Here is a 17,447-nt window from a genome sequence, read left to right on the forward strand (position 1 = left end):
GCGGGTAATAAGTCTGCAATTGGCACGCTAGTAGAGCGAACCACGCGCTATGTCATCTTGCTGCATTTACCTAATGGGCATAGTGCTACCGAAGTAAATGAAGCACTTACTAAAGCGATCGCTGGCTTGCCAGATCATCTCAAAGGCTCACTTACCTGGGACCAGGGAAGTGAAATGGCCTGCCATAAGGCCTTTTCTGTAGCTACAAACTGTCCCGTGTTCTTCTGCGATCCTGGCTCGCCGTGGCAGCGAGGCACCAATGAAAACACCAACGGACTACTAAGGCAGTACTTCCCTAAAGGAACAGACCTAAGCGTCCATAGTGCAGCCGACCTAGAATTCGTCGCCATGCAACTCAACCGCCGCCCCCGCAAAACCCTGGGCTTTCAAACACCAGCCGAGAAAATGGCCGCACTGATAAACTCAACCCCACTAGAATCCGCCAAATGTGGCTGCTACAACAAACCCCGCACCCGGCAGGTTTAAAGTTGCCGAGTGCGGGGTTTCGTTTCTGCTGAGTATTCCTTTAGGCGCAATCCTTGCAGATTGGTTGGCCGTCCTCTTCGTGGGAGTAACGCTTATTTGACTGCACTAGGAAACACGAACCGCAGGTAAACTCATTTTCCTGACGTGGAACTACCTCAACATTAAGCTCCTCGCCCGTGAGGTCTACTGATGGCGGCTGGAAGGCTTCAACGATTTCTCCGTCATCGTCCATGCCGTTGTTATCGCCCTCAGCGGCTTTGAGTCCTTCTAGAGAGTCAGTTTCGAGTTCATCTTCCGCGCGCCGGCGCGGTGCGTCATAATCGGTGGCCATAATGCACGCCCCTAATGGTCAAGTTGCTTTAAGGAATGGGTATTTATCGATCGCGCATAGTAAAGCACAAATGGCTCGATGTCATCTCACCGCTCGCCGGCGTGGGAAACTATTACCCCCGCAGCACGTCCGTGGCCCTGTGCGCTGCTAAAAGCTTTTCGAATGCGGGGGCCAAATCTGCCCCCGCGGCCCAGGTAAGTTCACCGTCAGCGGAGCCTTTATCAAAGCTTGGATGGCGCACCACCGCACCTGCCTCGCGAGCAATGATTGCCCCAGCAGCGAAATCCCACGCATTGATGCCGTGCTCAAAGTAGGCATCAACGGTTCCCTCTGCCACCCTGCATAGGTCGAGCGCGGCAGCGCCGATGCGGCGAATATCACGCACATTAGGCAGGAGCTTGGTAAGGAGCTCGGCTTGGGCTGCTCGCCGGTCAGCTTCGTAGCCAAAGCCGGTGGCTACCAAGGCCAACGCAGGATCTTGTGTCTGGCCACACCGCAGTGCGTGCTCAATTCCGTCTGGGCCGGTGACCGTGGCACCTCGGCCGGCTGCGGCCGCATAGGTGCGCCCGCGCGCCACGTTGACCACCGCGCCAGCTACGAGGTGCCCTTGGTATTCTGCACCAATGGATACGGCGTAGTCCGGCACCCCGTAGAGGAAATTCACGGTGCCGTCAATCGGATCGACAATCCAGGTAACACCACTCGTCGATTCCACATTGGCGCCTTCTTCGCCAAAGATTCCGTCCCCGGGGCGTTGGGTGCGGATGGTGGTGGCAATGAACTCCTCTGTCGCGGTATCGACCTCCGTTACTGGATCTACGTCGCTGGACTTGGTGTGAGTATGCGCCGCGATGCCGTCGCCTGCTACGAGTTCTGCGCGCCGCGCAGTAATTAATTCCGCAGCCCGCGTGGCGGTAGAAACGGCAAAATCCCGCAAGTGGAGAAAATCGATCTGCTCAGTCATGCCAACTATTGTGCCTTCTTCTAGACTATCGGGCATGACTACTCTTTCTGGCCATTCCTTCGGCATCGATATCGGCGGCTCCGGCATTAAAGGCGCTGAGGTGGACCTTGCCACCGGCGAATTCGTGGGTGAACGCATGAAGATCGCCACCCCACAGCCATCTACGCCGCACGATGTTGCCAAGGTGGTAGCCCACATCGTGCAGGAAAAACAGTGGGACGGCCCCGTTGGCATCACCCTGCCTTCCGTGGTTCGCAACCAAGAAGTCGAGACTGCGGCAAATATTTCCAAGGACTGGATTGGGGTCAACGCCACAGAACTCTTTGCGGACTACCTCGATGCAGATTTTGTCGTGCTTAACGACGCCGACGCGGCGGGACTAGCCGAGGTCGCCTACGGAGAGGACATCGCCAAGGAGGGCTCCGTAATTTTCCTAACCCTAGGCACCGGTATCGGTTCGGCATTTTTCCTGGACGGCCAGTTGTTCCCTAATACCGAACTGGGGCACCTCACGGTGGGCGATGACGAGGCTGAGAAGATTGCGTCCTCGGCAGTAAAGGACCGCGAGGAACTCAAGTACAAGCAGTGGACTAAACGACTCAACAAGGTCCTCGCGGAATATGAAAAGCTCTTTAACCCGCAGGCCTTCCTCATCGGGGGTGGAATTTCCCGCAAGTTTGAAAAGTGGGGCCCACACCTTGATATTGAAACCCCCGTCATGCCTGCACAACTGCGCAATCGCGCAGGAATTGTCGGAGCTGCAATGGCGGCGGTAGATGGTTTGAAACCGTAATATTTACGCACTGCAGGTGACCCTATCCACCGGCAGATTGGAAAGATCCTCTATACTGGGCGGTCGATCCTAAGTTAAATAGCTCTAGGGCGTGTCTGGCCTGCATAAGGCCACAACGCGCTAACATCACACTGATGCACGAGCGCCCGACAAGGGCGCACAGAGCTGTTTCAATCAAGAAGTTAGTCGAAAGGGCGTACGTGGCAGCCACTGAATCTTCAGACCAGGCACTCGGCGAGGGCGAAAACGCCGCTGAGGCATCTACTCCTGCAAAGAAGACCGCCAAGAAGACGGCAAAGAAAACCGCGAAAAAGACGGCTAAGAAGACGGCCAAAAAGACCGCTAAGAAAACAGCCAAGAAGACTGCGAAGAAGACTGCCAAAAAGTCTGCCAAAAAGGCCACTAAGAAGACGGTCCGCAAATCCGCGGCAAAGAAGCAGGAATCCCCAGCCGAGTCCGAAAAGCAGGCACAGCCGGAAGCAGAAGAGGAGCTCGAGGAGGACGAGCACGACGAAGACGTCGACTTCGATCCCACCAATGCGGACATCGAAGACGATGATGACTTCGACGCCGGCGAAGACCTCGAAGAGGACTTGGACGACGACGATGAGGAAGAAGAGGAAGACTCCTCTTCCGTCTGGGACGAGGAAGAATCCGCTGCGCTGCGCCAGGCACGCAAGGATGCGCAGTTAACCGCCTCTGCTGACTCCGTTCGTGCCTACCTCAAGCAGATTGGTAAGGTCGCCCTGCTCAACGCCGAGCAAGAGGTTTCCCTAGCCAAGCGCATCGAGGCTGGCCTGTACGCACAGCACCGCATGGATGAGATGGAAAAAGCCCGCGCCGAAGGCGATAAGGCTGCCAAGCTCTCCCCCATGGAAAAGCGCGACCTGCGCAGCATCGCCCGCGATGGCCGCAAGGCCAAGAACCACCTACTGGAGGCCAACCTGCGTCTGGTGGTTTCCTTGGCCAAGCGCTACACCGGCCGTGGCATGGCTTTCTTGGACCTCATTCAGGAAGGTAACTTGGGCCTTATCCGCGCGGTGGAGAAGTTCGATTACACCAAGGGCTATAAGTTCTCCACTTACGCCACCTGGTGGATCCGCCAGGCCATTACTCGCGCCATGGCTGACCAGGCTCGTACCATCCGCATCCCAGTGCACATGGTGGAAGTCATCAACAAGCTGGGCCGCATCCAGCGCGAGCTGCTGCAGGACTTGGGCCGTGAGCCTACCCCGCAGGAGCTGGCGAAGGAGATGGATATCACCGAGGAAAAGGTGCTCGAAATCCAGCAGTACGCCCGCGAGCCCATTTCCTTGGATCAGACCATCGGTGACGAAGGCGATTCCCAATTGGGTGACTTCATCGAGGACTCCGAGGCCGTCATCGCGGTCGACGCCGTATCCTTCACCTTACTGCAGGATCAGCTCCAAGACGTGCTGACAACGCTGTCCGAGCGTGAAGCCGGCGTGGTTCGCCTCCGCTTTGGCTTGACCGACGGCATGCCGCGCACTTTGGACGAGATTGGCCAGGTCTACGGAGTTACCCGCGAGCGCATTCGTCAGATCGAGTCCAAGACGATGTCGAAGCTGCGCCACCCATCCCGTTCGCAGGTTCTGCGCGATTACCTCGACTAATCGCTGCAGCTGCAGGAGCGTAGAAAGCCCGCACCAATTTCGGTGCGGGCTTTTTGCGTAACTACTTTCTAGCCACCGTGGGCCGCTCTACCTCTACCACTTGCGCAGGTATTCGATGCGCTCGCGCAGCTGCTCGGCACTACACAGCGCGGTGGGCGGACCGCCACAGGCCTTGCGCACCTCAGTATGGATAGCACCGTGCGGGCGGCCGGAGCGCTGGGCAGCGATGGATACGACCGTATTGAGCTCTTTGCGCAGCTGGCCTAGCTCGTCGACGACTCCGGTGTCGCTGGGCTCAGATTCCATAGACTTCTTCCGTGAGGCCGGGGCATAGTCCATGCCGTAGAGCTTGCGGCGGTGAGCTTCCTCCGCCTCAGCGGCGCGTCGCGCCTTTTCCTCCGCTTCGCGGCGGTCCATTTCTTCGGATTGCTTCTTGCGCAGCAAATCTTTTACTTGGTCCGCATCCAGTAGTCCGGGAATGCCAAGGAAGTCCGCTTCCTCATCGGTGGTCATATCCCCGGTATTGAACTGCGAACCGTTGTAGAGCAGGCCCGAGAACTCTGCCTCGGCACCAAGCGACTCATAAGACTTCTCCAGCATGTCTGGTTCGGTCTTCTTCTGATTCGCCTGCTCTAGCAGTTCATCGTCCCAGCCTTCCTTGTCGGGCTTTTCTTCACCCAAGACGTGGTCGCGGGACCTTTCCATATTTTCGGCCAAACCCAGCAGGACAGGGACCGAAGGAAGGAAAACCGACGCCGTCTCACCCGGCATGCGCGAGCGCACGAAGCGGCCGATGGCCTGGGCGAAAAAGAGGGGGGTCGATGCCGAGGTAGCATAGACGCCCACCGCTAGGCGCGGGACGTCGACGCCCTCGGACACCATGCGGACTGCCACCATCCACTCATCGGTGGACTCCGAAAATTCCTGAATGCGGTCCGAGGAGCCGGGATCATCAGACAAAATCACCGACACGGGTGTATTGGAAAGCTGCTTGAGGATCTTGGCATAGGCGCGTGCGGTCGTCGTATCCGAAGCCAGCACCAGGCCGCCGGCATCCGGCATATTGCGTCGCATTTGCATCAGGCGGGTATGCGCCGCCTGCAGCACCGCAGGGATCCACTCGCCCTTGGGGTCCAAGGCGGTGCGCCACGCTCGGGCGGTTTGCTCCGCATTCATAATGTCGCCCAAACGGGCTGCATGCTCCTCACCAGCCGAATCGCGCCAGCGGGCTTCGCCAGAGTAAGAAAGAAAGACAACGGGGCGCACGACGCCGTCGGCAAGCGCATCGCCATAGCCATAGGTGTGGTCCGAACGGGATACCTTGTGCCCCTCCCCATCGTCTACGTACTGAACGAATGGAATGGGCGAGTCATCGGAGCGGAAAGGCGTACCGGTCAAAGCTAGGCGGTGATTGACATCATCATAGGCTTCCTTGACGCCATCGCCCCAGCTCTTGGCGTCGCCTGCATGGTGAATCTCGTCAAGGATCACCAAAGTGCGCCGAGCAGAGGCCACCGCGCGGTGCTTGAAGGGGTGCATACCCACCTGCGCATAGGTCACCACAATGCCGTCCATGGAGGGATTAACGGCAGAGGAATTGCTAAACGCGGGATCTAGAGCTAGACCTACGCGCGCGGCAGCGCTAGACCACTGGGTCTTAAGGTGCTCGGTAGGCACCACCACGATGACGCGCTCGACCGTGCGGTCTTCCATGAGCTCGGTGGCAATGCGCAGTGCGAAGGTAGTCTTTCCGGCGCCCGGGGTCGCCACCGCCATGAAGTCCTGCGGCTTAGTAGCGAGGAATTTATCGAGGGCGGATTGCTGCCAGGCGCGAAGGTTAGTCTTTTTAAAAGTCCTCACTTGCGGCGCAGACCCTTATACACACGCTCACAATCGGGGCACACCGGAGAACCCGGCTTTGCCTGCTTGGTCACCGGAAAAGTTTCACCGCACAGCGCAACGACGTACTTGCCGTTCACCGCGGAATCGAGGATGTGATCCTTTTTGACGTAGTGGAAGAACTTCGGCGTGTCATTATCCGTCGTCGAAGTGTCTTCACGAATATCTGGCCGTTCAATTGTCTTCGTAGTCGTAGTCACGCACTCCATTTTGCCGCATCGGCATCGAACTTTGCGAGTCAGGCGGCTACCCTTGGAGAACATGTACACGTCATGCACGCCGGCCACTGCGCCCCACTCCCCTTATCGAGGGAACTCCGACGCGCACGAGGGGAGCCGAGTCTAGGTTGTTTGGCAAAAAAGAGCGCTATCTCATCACAGATGCCAAGCTCACGCCTGGCCAGGACCGCAAGCGCCGCGAAATTCGGTACGGAATCTTCCAGTTTTTGCGCGTTCCTTCCCTACTCATCGCCGGCTATTTCCTTTATATGCATTGGTGGCTCCTAGCCGCCATCATTGTGGGCGTGACATTTCCCCTCCCCTGGATAGCCGTGGTGATTGGCAACGGCCGGGGAGAAAAGAAGGATAAGCGCGAGAAAAACGTGTACAAGCCAGCCATGAACCGGCAGCTTTATAGCCAAGCCCACGCCCCACAGGTATCCGGCGGCACCGCCCGGCCTATTGAGGCACACCACGACATCATTGATCACGAAGAAGAGTAAAGGATTCCTGCCTACATGACGACCGCTTTTGGCCCCGACTTTGATGCCCCCGCGCTAGCCAAGCTGGCCCCTGAGCTTTCCGACGTCTTTACCGCCGCCGGTTTTACTACCGATGGCGTAGCCGGGCACCTAGGTCCGGAAGTTACCGAGGCCCTCTTCCGCGGCGAACCCGCACCAGTTGCGCTCGCCGCGCACAGCGAATCTCAATTGGATCTTTTGATCCGCTTCTTCCTCCTGCATCAACACCTGCCGGCCACGCTTTTGGGCGAGGCGGTAGGCGCGCGCCTAGCTACCCAGTTGCTGGATGCCAATGTTGCGGTTGCCGACGCCCATGGCAAGGCCTACATTGCCCTCGATATCCGCCCCCACACTATCGTTGGCGCCAACCGTCTCATCTTCTCCGACGTCGACGCCTCCTTGGTCGACCACGTACCTGGCCCAGACCATGTGCTTGGCGTTGGCGCGGCAAGCCTCTCCCTACTGCAATCCACACCAGTAAGCCCAGTGGGCAGCGTCTTAGATCTAGGCACTGGCTCGGGCGTCCAATTGCTGGGGCAGCTCGATTGCGCTGAAAAGATTACCGCCACCGACGTGCATGAGCGCGCGTTGAAGTTGGCCGAGGCTACCATTGCCACTACTGGCGATAGCGAGAAAGTGGAATTGCTGCAAGGTTCGTGGTTCGACCCCGTAGCCGGCCGCCGCTTTGACCGCCTCGTAGCTAACCCACCTTTTGTCGTTGGTCTTCCCGAAGTTGGCCACGTCTACCGCGATTCCGGGTTAAATCTGGACGGTGCCAGCGAGCTGGTTGTCTCTCGGGCCGCCGACCACCTAACCCCTGGCGGAACTGCTCACCTTCTGGCCGCTTGGGTACACACCAGCGGCGAGACCTGGCAGCAACGCGTTGCTTCCTGGCTGCCGGACAAAGGAATTGCCGCCTGGATCATTCAGCGCGACGTAGCCGATCCCGCACTCTATGTGTCCACCTGGCTCGAGGACGAATCCCTGGATGTACGCTCGTCTGAAGGACAAGAACGCTCACGCGCCTGGCTGGAACATTTCCAGCAACATGAGGTCAATGGCATTGGCTTTGGATTTGTCGCTATCCAACGCATCGGCGACGATGAACCTGCCGATATCTTGGCCGAAGATATGCCGCAGACCTTTAGCGACCCACTTGGACCTGAAGTAGAAGAATATTTTGCCCGTGTGGCGTGGTTGCGCGACCTAGTACCCGGCGAGCTACAGGGAAAACACTTCCACGTACGCCCGGGGCTGGCACGCGAAGATATTAGCACCCCAGATGGGCAATTGGGCCAGGGCTTTACACGAGCCGCTCTACGCCTTACTCGCACCGACGGTCCGCGCTGGAGCCACGAAGTAGATGAACACATCGCAGCCATAGTCGCCGGACTCAACCCACAGGGCTTGAACCTGGAAGAAACCATTGGCCTGTATGCGGCGGCGCACGGATTCGACGAAGCAGAACTTACTACTGCTGCTCTACCCGCCGTGATCGATATGGTCCGACATGGCCTGCTTATCCCAGCTGATCTCCTCTTGGATACCGATTCGCCGGACCTCAGCTAGATCCACACTGTCCCCCACTCGTTATATAAGGAGAAGTAAACCATGCGCGCAGTTTTGACTCGGGTATCGGAGGCCACAGTGACCGTCGATGGAGAGACCGTAGGGGCCATTACTAGTCCCGAAACCGGTGGCCTTCTCGCTCTAATTGGGGTCTCACGCGAGGATATGGATGATTGGCAACCCCGCGCTGAGAAGATGGCACGCAAGATTGCAGAACTGCGCATTCTTGATGGCGAAGTGTCAGTCATTGATGCCGGAGCGCCCGTGCTTGTGGTGAGCCAATTTACTTTGTACGGCCGCACTGCCAAAGGTCGACGCCCTTCGTGGGCGGATGCCGCTCCAGGACCCGAGGCCGAACCGGTCATCGCGGCGATTATTGCGAACCTCAGGGAACGCGGCGTGTCAGTAGAAACAGGCCAATTCGGGGCTAAAATGCGCGTTTCCTCTGTGAACGAAGGACCTTTCACCGTCTTGGTAGAGACCTAGCCCGCACCCTCAATTTCCGCCCCACGAGATCTGAAAATCGTGTTAAGCAGGCCCTTTTACAAACGATTCCGTGACCCAAACCACTTTTCCAGATTTTGTGTAGAGTAAGCCATAAAGCGCTAGGGAATGCAAATTCTCAGAGAGTGATAAATGCCCTACTCGCAGTGCAATAATTTATTATCACTCTGCAAGATTTTGTTCTATACTGAAGGCACAGCGAAGCAAAAGGGCTGGACATGCAGGATGCGAGATAGATTCTCAAAATCCTACAAACGCAAAATTGATTGAGAAAATTTTTCTCAATCATGGTTGCAGAAGCCCAAACGCTTCGGCCGACCAACTAGATGTAGGAAAGAAAATGTCCCACTCAATCACGCGGCGCAACAAAGCCCAGCACCCAGAAAACCAAGCTGAGTTGCCTGAGGATCTCAAGGCCTCCAAGGCAGCTCCCTCCTCCAAGGAATCCGCACCAGCCCCTGGCATTGACACCCCGTTCGATGGCCAGAAGGGTGCACCGAAGTGGAATAAGGAAGACACCGTATGGATGCTCTCCCTGTTCGGCACCGCAATCGGCGCTGGTGTCCTCTTCCTCCCCATTAACGCCGGCATCGGTGGCATCATCCCGCTTATCATCATGACGGTCTTAGCACTGCCTATGACCTACTGGGCTCACCGCGGAATGGCCCGCTTGGTACTGTCCAGTTCCAAGCCAGACGGTGACCTCACGGACGTCGTCGAGGAACACTTTGGCAAGAAGGCCGGCGTTCTGATGAACATCCTGTACTTCCTGTCGGTCTACCCCATCCTGCTGGTCTACTCGGTCACCATCACCAACACGGTCAACTCCTTCCTAGAGCACCAGCTCGGAATTACTCCTCCGGCCCGCTGGCTTACCTCCCTCCTGCTGGTAGGCGGCCTCATCCTGATCGTGCGCATGGGCAAGGACGTCGTGGTTCACGTCATGTCCTATTTGGTATACCCATTCATCGGCATCTTGGTTCTGCTTTCCCTCTACCTCATCCCGAAGTGGAATACCGCGCTCTTTGATTCCTTCGACCTCAACGTTGCTCGCGAGGCTTCTGGCCACAGCATGGGCGTTACCCTGATGCTGCTGGTTCCGGTTATGGTCTTCTCCTTCAACCACTCCCCGATGATTTCCTCCTTCGCCGTTGACCGCCGCCAGACCTACGGCAAGTTCGCTGAGGCCAAGTCCCGCAAGACCTTGCTCCGCGCAGAAATCCTCATGGTCGTCGTGGTTATGTTCTTCGTCTTCTCCACCGCTCTGAGCCTCTCCCCGGCTGACATGGCAGAAGCTAAGGCACAAAACATCACCATCCTGTCCTACTTGGCCAACCACTTCGATAACCCACTTATCCAGTGGATTGCCCCAATCATCGCCATGATTGCAGTTGCTAAGTCCTTCCTCGGCCACTACCTCGGCGCAGCCGAAGGCTTCGAAGGTCTCGTCGTCAAGGGCAGCAAGAACGCAAGCAAGGACGACGCAGAGTCCGCCCACAAGCTCGATACCATCACCCTCATCTTCATGCTGGTCACCGCTTGGCTCGTCGCCTGGGCTGACCCATCCATCTTGGGCATGATTGAAACCCTGTGTGGCCCGACGATTGCCATCATGCTCTTCATCATCCCAATGGTCGCCATCCACAAGGTCCCAGCACTGAAGCGCTACAAGGGCAAGGCTTCCAACTACTTCGTCTTCTTCATGGGCCTCGTCGCCCTAGCAACCATCATCTACTCCATCGTCCAGGCTTTCTAAGCACCGCCACAGACGAGAAAATCGCAGAGGATTCAAGGAAAAACAATGTTCATCAGCATCTTCGATATGTTCAAGATTGGCATCGGCCCCTCAAGCTCACACACCCTAGGCCCAATGAAAGCCGGCAAGGCTTTCGTGGACGAACTCAAGGAAAAGGACCTCTTTGACAAGGTCACTCGAGTTCAGGCAAATGTGTACGGCTCCCTCTCCCTCACGGGCATCGGCCACTCCACAGACAAGGCCATCCTCCTCGGCCTGGCCGGTGAAGAGCCAGAGACAGTTGATATCGACGGCATCTCCGAATTCATGAAGAATGTCCGCAGCAGCGAGAAGCTCATGCTGGGCGGCTCCCGCGAGGTGGAATTCCCCAAGGACGGCGGCTTCTACTTCCACGATGAGTACCTGCCAATGCACGAGAACGGCATGTGTCTTATCGCCTTCGCCGGCGAGGAAGACATCCTGCACAAGACCTACTACTCGGTCGGCGGCGGTTTCATCGTCAAGCAGGAAGACTTTGCCAAGCGCACGGACGCCAAGGTTGATATCCCCTTCCCGTACGCCAGCGCCGCAGAAATGCTCGAGCTATGCGAGAAGAACAACATGACCCTCCCAGAGCTAGGCCTTGCCAACGAGTTGGCACTTCGTTCCGAAGAAGAGGTCAATGAGCACCTGCGCAAGGTTCGCGATGTCATGTACACCGGCATCGAGCGCGGCTCCGCTACCGACGGTCCGCTTCCAGGTTCCCTGCTTGTCCCCCGCCGCGCCGCTGCCCTCAGGCGCCGCCTGGAGCAGTCCGAACCGCACGATGGTCTAAACATCCTCAGCTGGGTCAATATGTTCGCACTGGCTATCTCTGAAGAGAATGCATCCTGCGGCCGCGTTGTCACCGCACCTACGAACGGCGCCTGCGGCGTTGTCCCGGCAGTACTGGCTTACTACGACAAGTTCGTTGAGCCCGTTACCACCGAGATGTTTGCTGATTACATCTTCGCCTGCAACCAGATTGCTTCCTTGTACAAGATGAACGCTTCCATCTCTGGCGCTGAGGTCGGCTGCCAGGGAGAGGTTGGTGTAGCGTGCTCCATGGCTGCTGGCGGTCTCGCCCAGCTCATGGGCGCTACCCCAGAGCAGGTTTGCATTGCAGCCGAGATTGGCATGGAGCACAAGCTAGGCCTGACCTGTGACCCAGTACTCGGGCAGGTTCAGGTACCCTGCATTGAGCGCAACGCTGTCGCTGCCGTTGACTCCATCACCAGCGCCCGCATGGCGCTGGAACGCGAGAGCAAGCCATGCGTCTCTTTGGACGAAGTCATCTGGACCATGTATAAGACTGGTAAGGATATGAACGCCAAGTACAGGGAAACCTCACAAGGTGGCCTGGCCCTAGCAGTTCACCCGCCAGTTCCGGTGTGTGGATAGAGACCACCCTGTAAAGAAGCGACGAGCCGGGTGAGCACAGCGCTAAGCCGCTTGTGTTCACCCGGCTTTTTTGGCGCTACTGCCCCTTCCGCCTATTCGCTTCCGTGTGATATCTTCTCTATAATCTGACAGGAATTAAAGGACATGCTTCAGCTAATGAACTTCCCTAGCGGCAGTGCCTCCGAAGAAAACTTCCTCGAGCAGTACATTCCCCTCGTCGAATTCCTCGGTAAGGCAATGGGCCCCAACACCGAAATCGTGCTGCACGATCTCGACGTTCCCGATAAATCCATCATGGCCATCGCCAACGGCCACATCTCTGGCCGGCAGCTAGGCGGCCCAGTGACCGATTTCGCTCTGTGGTTTATGAAACAAGGCGATGCCGCAGCAATCCCCATGATGACCGGCTACCGCGCCGTCAATGCGGAAGGAAAAATTTGTCGCTCTTCTAGTTTTTTCATCCGAGACGACTCCGGCCATATGCGGGGCATGCTGTGCATCAATGTTGATGTCTCTGAGTTGGTGCACATTCGCGATACTGCCGCCGCACTTATCGGCAACGCCGATGATCCCGCATTTGATAAGTCAAAGGCCTTCGGCGGCTACCCCGGTACGGAAGAGCTGCCGCAGCGACCCGTCGCGGTACCAGACCCGGTTCCAGAAGACGAGGCTGCGGAAGAGGAGCCAGAGAAGGAAGAAGTCAGCGAGTCCTTGCGCTCCAACGTGGAGAACCTTCTAGATTCCATGTTGAATTCCGCAATTTCTAACCAGAGCACGCCAGTACCTCGCATGCAGCGCGAGGAGCGACTCGAAGTGGTCTCTGACCTTGAGGATGCAGGATTCTTCCTTCTTAAAGGCGGAATTGCCGCGGCAGCGACGCGCCTAGGCGTATCTGAACCGACTATCTACCGCTACCTCGTCCAGGTGCGCGGATAGTAGTTCCACATACCAAGCTATTCGCAGCTCGTAACCGCTCCCCGTGGTATCTCTCCCCCGAAAAGGTGGAGTTGTACCACGGGGACCAACTGGTTTTACTAATTCTCTCTGCACTGGGAACTAAATCGCTAAAGACTCCGTTGTACTTTGTGAAACCGGCGACAAATTCAGGAGGCTTCACTATGACGAAGACATCTGCCACCACCGCCAAGGGCACTTCAAGTGCCACTACTGATGAAGAACAGGAAGTGGACCGCGGATCTCGCCGCAACCAAACCAACGATAATCCTTCTGCCGACCTCGTCCGCGTCTATCTCAACGGCATCGGCAAGACCGCACTGCTCAGCGCGGAAGATGAGGTAGAACTCGCTCAGGCCATCGAGGTTGGACTGTACGCGGAATACAAGCTCAATAACGCAGAAAAGCTCACCCGTGCCGAAAAGCGCGACCTAAAGATCCTCGCCCGCGAAGGCAAGAAGGCACGCTCCCACCTGCTCGAAGCCAACCTGCGCCTCGTTGTCTCGCTGGCCAAGCGCTACACCGGCCGCGGTATGCCACTGCTGGATCTCATCCAGGAGGGCAACCTAGGCCTTATCCGCGCAATGGAGAAGTTCGATTACGCCAAGGGATTCAAGTTCTCCACTTACGCCACTTGGTGGATCCGTCAGGCGATTACCCGCGGCATGGCTGACCAGTCCCGCACCATTCGCCTCCCAGTCCACTTGGTTGAGCAGGTTAACAAGCTTTCTCGTATTAAGCGCGAGATGTATCAATCATTGGGCCGCGAAGCTACCAACGAGGAGCTTTCGGAAGAATCCGGTATTGATGAAAACAAGATTGAAATGCTGCTGCGCCAGTCACGCGATCCGGTCTCTCTCGATATGCCGGTAGGTACCGATGAAGAAGCTCCTTTGGGCGACTTCATTGAAGATGCAGAAGCTACCGATGCTGAAACTGCGGTCGTCGCATCTATGCGCCATTCTGATATCCGCGGTGTGATTGACACCTTAGAGAAGCGCGAGCAGGACGTCATCCGCCTGCGTTATGGCCTCGATGATGGTGTTCCGCGCACCTTGGATCAGATAGGCCGCCGCTTCGGCCTTTCACGCGAGCGTGTACGCCAGATTGAGCGCGAAGTCATGGCAAAGCTGCGCGATGGCAACCGCGCCGATCGCCTGCGCGAGTACGCTTTGTAATCCACGCCTACCGCATTCGGCAGCACATCCTCTCCCCGGGTCCATTTGGCAACGTACCGCCATGGGCTCGGGGTTTGGCGTTGATAAGGCATCGGCTTGGTTCCTAGCGGCGAGCCAAGCCTTGGGTAGGCTAATCTGGACTGCAGAGTCTAGAAAGCGCTTTCCCGTTCTTGGGCGGGACTATAGCCGCGTAACTGTATTCACACAGAAAGGTATGCCCACGTGAGGGACCTAGTTGATACAACGGAGATGTATCTGCGGACCATCTACGAGCTAGAGGAAGAAGGCATTACTCCCCTACGCGCCCGCATTGCGGAGCGTTTGGAGCAGTCTGGGCCTACGGTTTCTCAGACTGTAGCTCGCATGGAGCGCGATGGCCTTTTGCACGTGCGCACCGACCGCAGCTTGGATCTCACGGACAAGGGCCGCGACCTAGCTACCGCAGTCATGCGCAAGCACCGGTTGGCAGAGCGTTTGCTTACCGACGTCCTGGGGCTCGACATTGCCAAGGTTCACGACGAGGCCTGCCGGTGGGAGCATGTGATGAGCGAAGAGGTGGAAAAGCGCATGGTCGCCGTTCTCGATGATCCGACGCGGTCGCCTTTTGGCAATCCTATTCCGGCGCTATCTGCACTTGGCTTCGATGTTACTCAGCCGGACCAGGGCACCCGCGCGGTCGATCTCCCCAATGGCGAGCAAGTCTCCGCGACCGTCATCCAGGTCAATGAAATCCTGCAGGTTGATGATGGCACCTTCCAAGAACTCACCGATGCTGGGATCCGTGTGGGCACCAAGGTGTCTGTAGTCAATAACAGCGGCACGATTACACTGTCGACACCGGAAGGTGGCAGCGTCGTGCTTTCCGACGATTTGGCGCACGCAGTGCGCGTGGAGGTATAGCCATGAAGCTTCTCATCACCGGTGGCGCCGGCTACGTGGGCAGCGTCTGCGCCGCAGTATTAGTCGAGCAGGGCCATGACGTAACCATCATCGATAATTTCTCCACCGGCAACCGTGAGGCCGTTCCGGAAGCCGCCCGCCTCATCGAGGGCGACGTCGCGGACAAGGCTGCCGATGTCTTGGGCGAAGGTGGCTTCGAAGGCGTCATTCACTTCGCTGCACGCTCCTTGGTGGGCGAATCCGTGGAAAAACCAGATGAGTACTGGCAGCACAACGTAGTTACTACCCTGATGCTGCTTAATGCCATGCGGGATAACGACGTCAAAAACCTCGTCTTTTCCTCCACCGCTGCAACCTACGGTGAGCCTGACCAGGTGCCGATTACGGAAGACATGCCAACCCAGCCCACCAATCCGTATGGTGCGACCAAGCTGGCCATCGACTACATGATCACGTCCTTTGCCCACGCCTACGGCCTGGGCGCTACCTCGCTGCGCTATTTCAATGTGGCTGGTGCCTACGGAAATATTGGCGAGAACCGCGAGGTAGAAACCCACCTCATCCCCATCGTGTTGCAAGTTGCTTTGGGCCACCGGGATAAGATTTTCATGTTCGGTGATGACTGGGATACCACAGACGGCACCCCAGTGCGTGACTACATCCATATCCGCGATCTAGCCGACGCCCACGTGCTTGCCCTCGAGTCCAATGAATCTGGCGCCCACCGCATTTACAACTTGGGTTCTGGCGAAGGGTACTCCGTCAAGCAGGTCATCGAAATGTGCCGCAAGGTCACCGGCCACGACATTCCGGCTGAGGTGGCCCCGCGCCGCGCAGGCGACCCAGCTACGCTCATCGCTTCCTCTGAGAAGATTCAGCGCGAACTCGGGTGGAATCCCACCCGTACGGACCTGGAAACCATCGTCACCGACGCGTGGAACTTCACCCGACAGCTCGGCGATAAGGCACATTCGGCGAAGCGCTCCTAGAACGCCGCGCGTGTTAGGCGGGGCTGTCGACGCGAAGCCCCGCTGCCTCGCGGGCTAGCTCGCAACCATGGCATAGGCTGGAGACCAACCGCTTTCCCATGCCGCTGCGATATCCCTGCGCTATGAGGCGCCCCAAATTGTGATGGGGCGCCTCTTCTACGACTACGGAAAGCGCCGGACCGGCATAAATTCCGAATCCGTCGGACACCTGGCTAGCAGCATACAAAGCTAGGGCGTTGTAGCGAATAGGCCCCTGGAATGTACGCGCTACCGCCAATAACAGGTCACCTGCTTCCCGCGGCGCGGAGACGAGCTCCGTAATGACTAGGTCGCGGGTCCAGGTGGTAGACATCCACATGGCTGCCACACACAACAATTCTTCATTTTCTAGGGTTTCCTCCAACGATTCGACCTCGCTGAGCACATAGCGGGCATCGGCAATAAGGTGTTTGACCACCTGCACTGGATCTGTAGTGCCATACCCGTGCCCGGCGCGCAATTGGCGGGCAATCTCTTCGGCGCATCGCTCCATGGCCCTAATCTCTTCTTCCCCAAAGTAGGGGTTCGGGTCCTTAAAGCGTTGGACCAGGTCATGGCGGCTAAGTTCCGGAAGCATGCCATTATTCACGCAGGCGCGCATCGTGTGGCTCGTCGAGATGGCGGGTATGGTTCCTTCCATCCAATTCTGCAGCGGACCCTCGCCGCTTTCTGTGGCGTGGCCAAAGATGAGGTCATAGGCGGTATTGGTGGAGAGTTCTTCGGACAGCCAGCAGGCATCGATGCCCATACCTGTCCGGTCTTGGAAATGATAAAGGGACTGCAGAATGTCCCAGAGCTCGCCTTCCTCGCGCTGGGAGAGCACGAAACAGAAAATGATTTCGGGATTTCCGCAGTGAAACGCATCCATCACTTCGTGAAGGGCACCAGGCACATCGTGCAGATCGAGGCGGGCTACTGGTCCGATGCTGTATCCGCGCTGGCTGGGTTGGATGGAGATGAGGATAACTGATTCGGTGGGAAAGAATCCGAGGATTCCTGGAATATTGGCGAGGATATCGCCGGGCGTACGGATGGGCTGAGTTGGTGTTGTGATGTCCATAGCCCCAGCTTCAACCACGCGCGCAACTATGCATAGGCCACCAAGGGCTAGATGGTGGGGATCTGTGGATAGGTGGGGTGAAGGGGGCGTCGGCAAGCGGCTTTCCACACCCCGCCCGGGATTGCGCTGGCAATGCGCAGCGGTTTGGGGCACAATTGTTTATTTAACCTCGCGGTGCGCGCGGGAATAGTACGCACGCACGCGGCGTTGGGGTAGGTGAGAAAGCAAGGAGG

Annotated in this window: 17 protein-coding genes; 12 read left to right on the forward strand and 5 right to left on the reverse strand. The window is 57.5% G+C overall.

Annotated elements, in window-relative coordinates; genetic code table 11:
* Positions 1–486 (forward strand): IS30 family transposase (locus BKN05_RS00815; RefSeq protein WP_286687686.1); only part of this gene is annotated, 486 nt, incomplete at its 5' end.
* A gap of 40 nt (positions 487–526) precedes the next feature.
* Here the strand turns inward: BKN05_RS00815 and BKN05_RS00820 are convergent.
* Positions 527–817 (reverse strand): DUF4193 domain-containing protein, encoded by a 291-nt coding sequence (locus BKN05_RS00820; RefSeq protein ID WP_049377389.1) that lies wholly within the window; start codon positions 815–817, stop codon positions 527–529.
* Between the two features lie 112 nt (positions 818–929).
* Positions 930–1,817, reverse strand: coding sequence for an inositol monophosphatase family protein (locus tag BKN05_RS00825; RefSeq protein WP_198493176.1), 888 nt, complete (start codon positions 1,815–1,817; stop codon positions 930–932).
* On the opposite strand from BKN05_RS00825, the gene ppgK reads away from it, so the two are divergent.
* Both ppgK and BKN05_RS00835 read left to right on the forward strand, forming a co-directional pair.
* A complete protein-coding gene (ppgK, locus tag BKN05_RS00830) occupies positions 1,816–2,574 on the forward strand; it encodes a polyphosphate--glucose phosphotransferase (protein ID WP_286687687.1) in 759 nt (252 codons plus the stop codon). The genes BKN05_RS00825 and ppgK overlap by 2 nt on opposite strands.
* Before the next feature lie 200 nt (positions 2,575–2,774).
* A complete protein-coding gene (locus BKN05_RS00835) occupies positions 2,775–4,208 on the forward strand; it encodes an RNA polymerase sigma factor (protein ID WP_396334654.1) in 1,434 nt (477 codons plus the stop codon).
* A gap of 93 nt (positions 4,209–4,301) precedes the next feature.
* On the opposite strand, the gene BKN05_RS00840 is transcribed toward BKN05_RS00835, so the two are convergent.
* Together BKN05_RS00840 and BKN05_RS00845 are read right to left on the reverse strand one after the other, a co-directional pair.
* On the reverse strand, positions 4,302–6,068 hold the full coding sequence (locus BKN05_RS00840; protein WP_286687689.1) for a DEAD/DEAH box helicase: 1,767 nt from the start codon (positions 6,066–6,068) through the stop codon (positions 4,302–4,304).
* Positions 6,065–6,316: a DUF3039 domain-containing protein gene (locus tag BKN05_RS00845; RefSeq protein ID WP_005325062.1), complete on the reverse strand. Its 252-nt coding sequence runs from the start codon at positions 6,314–6,316 to the stop codon at positions 6,065–6,067. The genes BKN05_RS00840 and BKN05_RS00845 overlap by 4 nt, the downstream gene beginning before the upstream one ends.
* Before the next feature lie 137 nt (positions 6,317–6,453).
* Here BKN05_RS00845 and BKN05_RS00850 point away from each other — a divergent pair, with 137 nt between their 5' ends.
* The 9 genes from BKN05_RS00850 to galE all read left to right on the forward strand — a co-directional run bounded on the left by BKN05_RS00850 (position 6,454) and on the right by galE (position 16,115).
* Positions 6,454–6,828 (forward strand): DUF3099 domain-containing protein, encoded by a 375-nt coding sequence (locus tag BKN05_RS00850; RefSeq protein ID WP_239281982.1) that lies wholly within the window; start codon positions 6,454–6,456, stop codon positions 6,826–6,828.
* 15 nt (positions 6,829–6,843) lie between these two features.
* The gene (locus BKN05_RS00855) at positions 6,844–8,415 is read left to right on the forward strand and encodes a DUF7782 domain-containing protein (RefSeq protein WP_286687690.1); all 1,572 of its coding nucleotides are present in this window, start codon (positions 6,844–6,846) and stop codon (positions 8,413–8,415) included.
* Positions 8,416–8,457: 42 nt separating this feature from the next.
* On the forward strand, positions 8,458–8,901 hold the full coding sequence (dtd, locus tag BKN05_RS00860; RefSeq protein ID WP_049377396.1) for a D-aminoacyl-tRNA deacylase: 444 nt from the start codon (positions 8,458–8,460) through the stop codon (positions 8,899–8,901).
* Positions 8,902–9,259: 358 nt separating this feature from the next.
* Entirely contained in the window at positions 9,260–10,675 is a 1,416-nt protein-coding gene (locus tag BKN05_RS00865) for an SLC5/6 family protein (RefSeq protein WP_286687691.1), read from the forward strand.
* Positions 10,676–10,720: 45 nt separating this feature from the next.
* Positions 10,721–12,094, forward strand: coding sequence for an L-serine ammonia-lyase (locus BKN05_RS00870; RefSeq protein ID WP_198493183.1), 1,374 nt, complete (start codon positions 10,721–10,723; stop codon positions 12,092–12,094).
* Between the two features lie 144 nt (positions 12,095–12,238).
* Positions 12,239–13,030, forward strand: a complete 792-nt coding sequence (locus BKN05_RS00875; protein WP_198493184.1) for a helix-turn-helix transcriptional regulator — start codon at positions 12,239–12,241, stop codon at positions 13,028–13,030.
* Positions 13,031–13,212: 182 nt separating this feature from the next.
* Entirely contained in the window at positions 13,213–14,226 is a 1,014-nt protein-coding gene (locus tag BKN05_RS00880) for a sigma-70 family RNA polymerase sigma factor (protein WP_005325073.1), read from the forward strand.
* A 222-nt stretch (positions 14,227–14,448) separates the two neighbouring features.
* Positions 14,449–15,126 (forward strand): metal-dependent transcriptional regulator, encoded by a 678-nt coding sequence (locus BKN05_RS00885; protein ID WP_286687692.1) that lies wholly within the window; start codon positions 14,449–14,451, stop codon positions 15,124–15,126.
* Between the two features lie 2 nt (positions 15,127–15,128).
* The gene (gene galE, locus BKN05_RS00890) at positions 15,129–16,115 is read left to right on the forward strand and encodes a UDP-glucose 4-epimerase GalE (RefSeq protein WP_286687693.1); all 987 of its coding nucleotides are present in this window, start codon (positions 15,129–15,131) and stop codon (positions 16,113–16,115) included.
* A gap of 13 nt (positions 16,116–16,128) precedes the next feature.
* Here galE and BKN05_RS00895 read toward each other — a convergent pair whose 3' ends face one another.
* Positions 16,129–17,214 (reverse strand): DUF4192 domain-containing protein, encoded by a 1,086-nt coding sequence (locus BKN05_RS00895; RefSeq protein WP_286687694.1) that lies wholly within the window; start codon positions 17,212–17,214, stop codon positions 16,129–16,131.
* Positions 17,215–17,447: the final 233 nt, after the last annotated feature.

The sequence above is a fragment of the Corynebacterium sp. S5S1 genome (genome assembly GCF_001913985.1).
Lineage (GTDB): Bacteria > Actinomycetota > Actinomycetes > Mycobacteriales > Mycobacteriaceae > Corynebacterium > Corynebacterium marquesiae.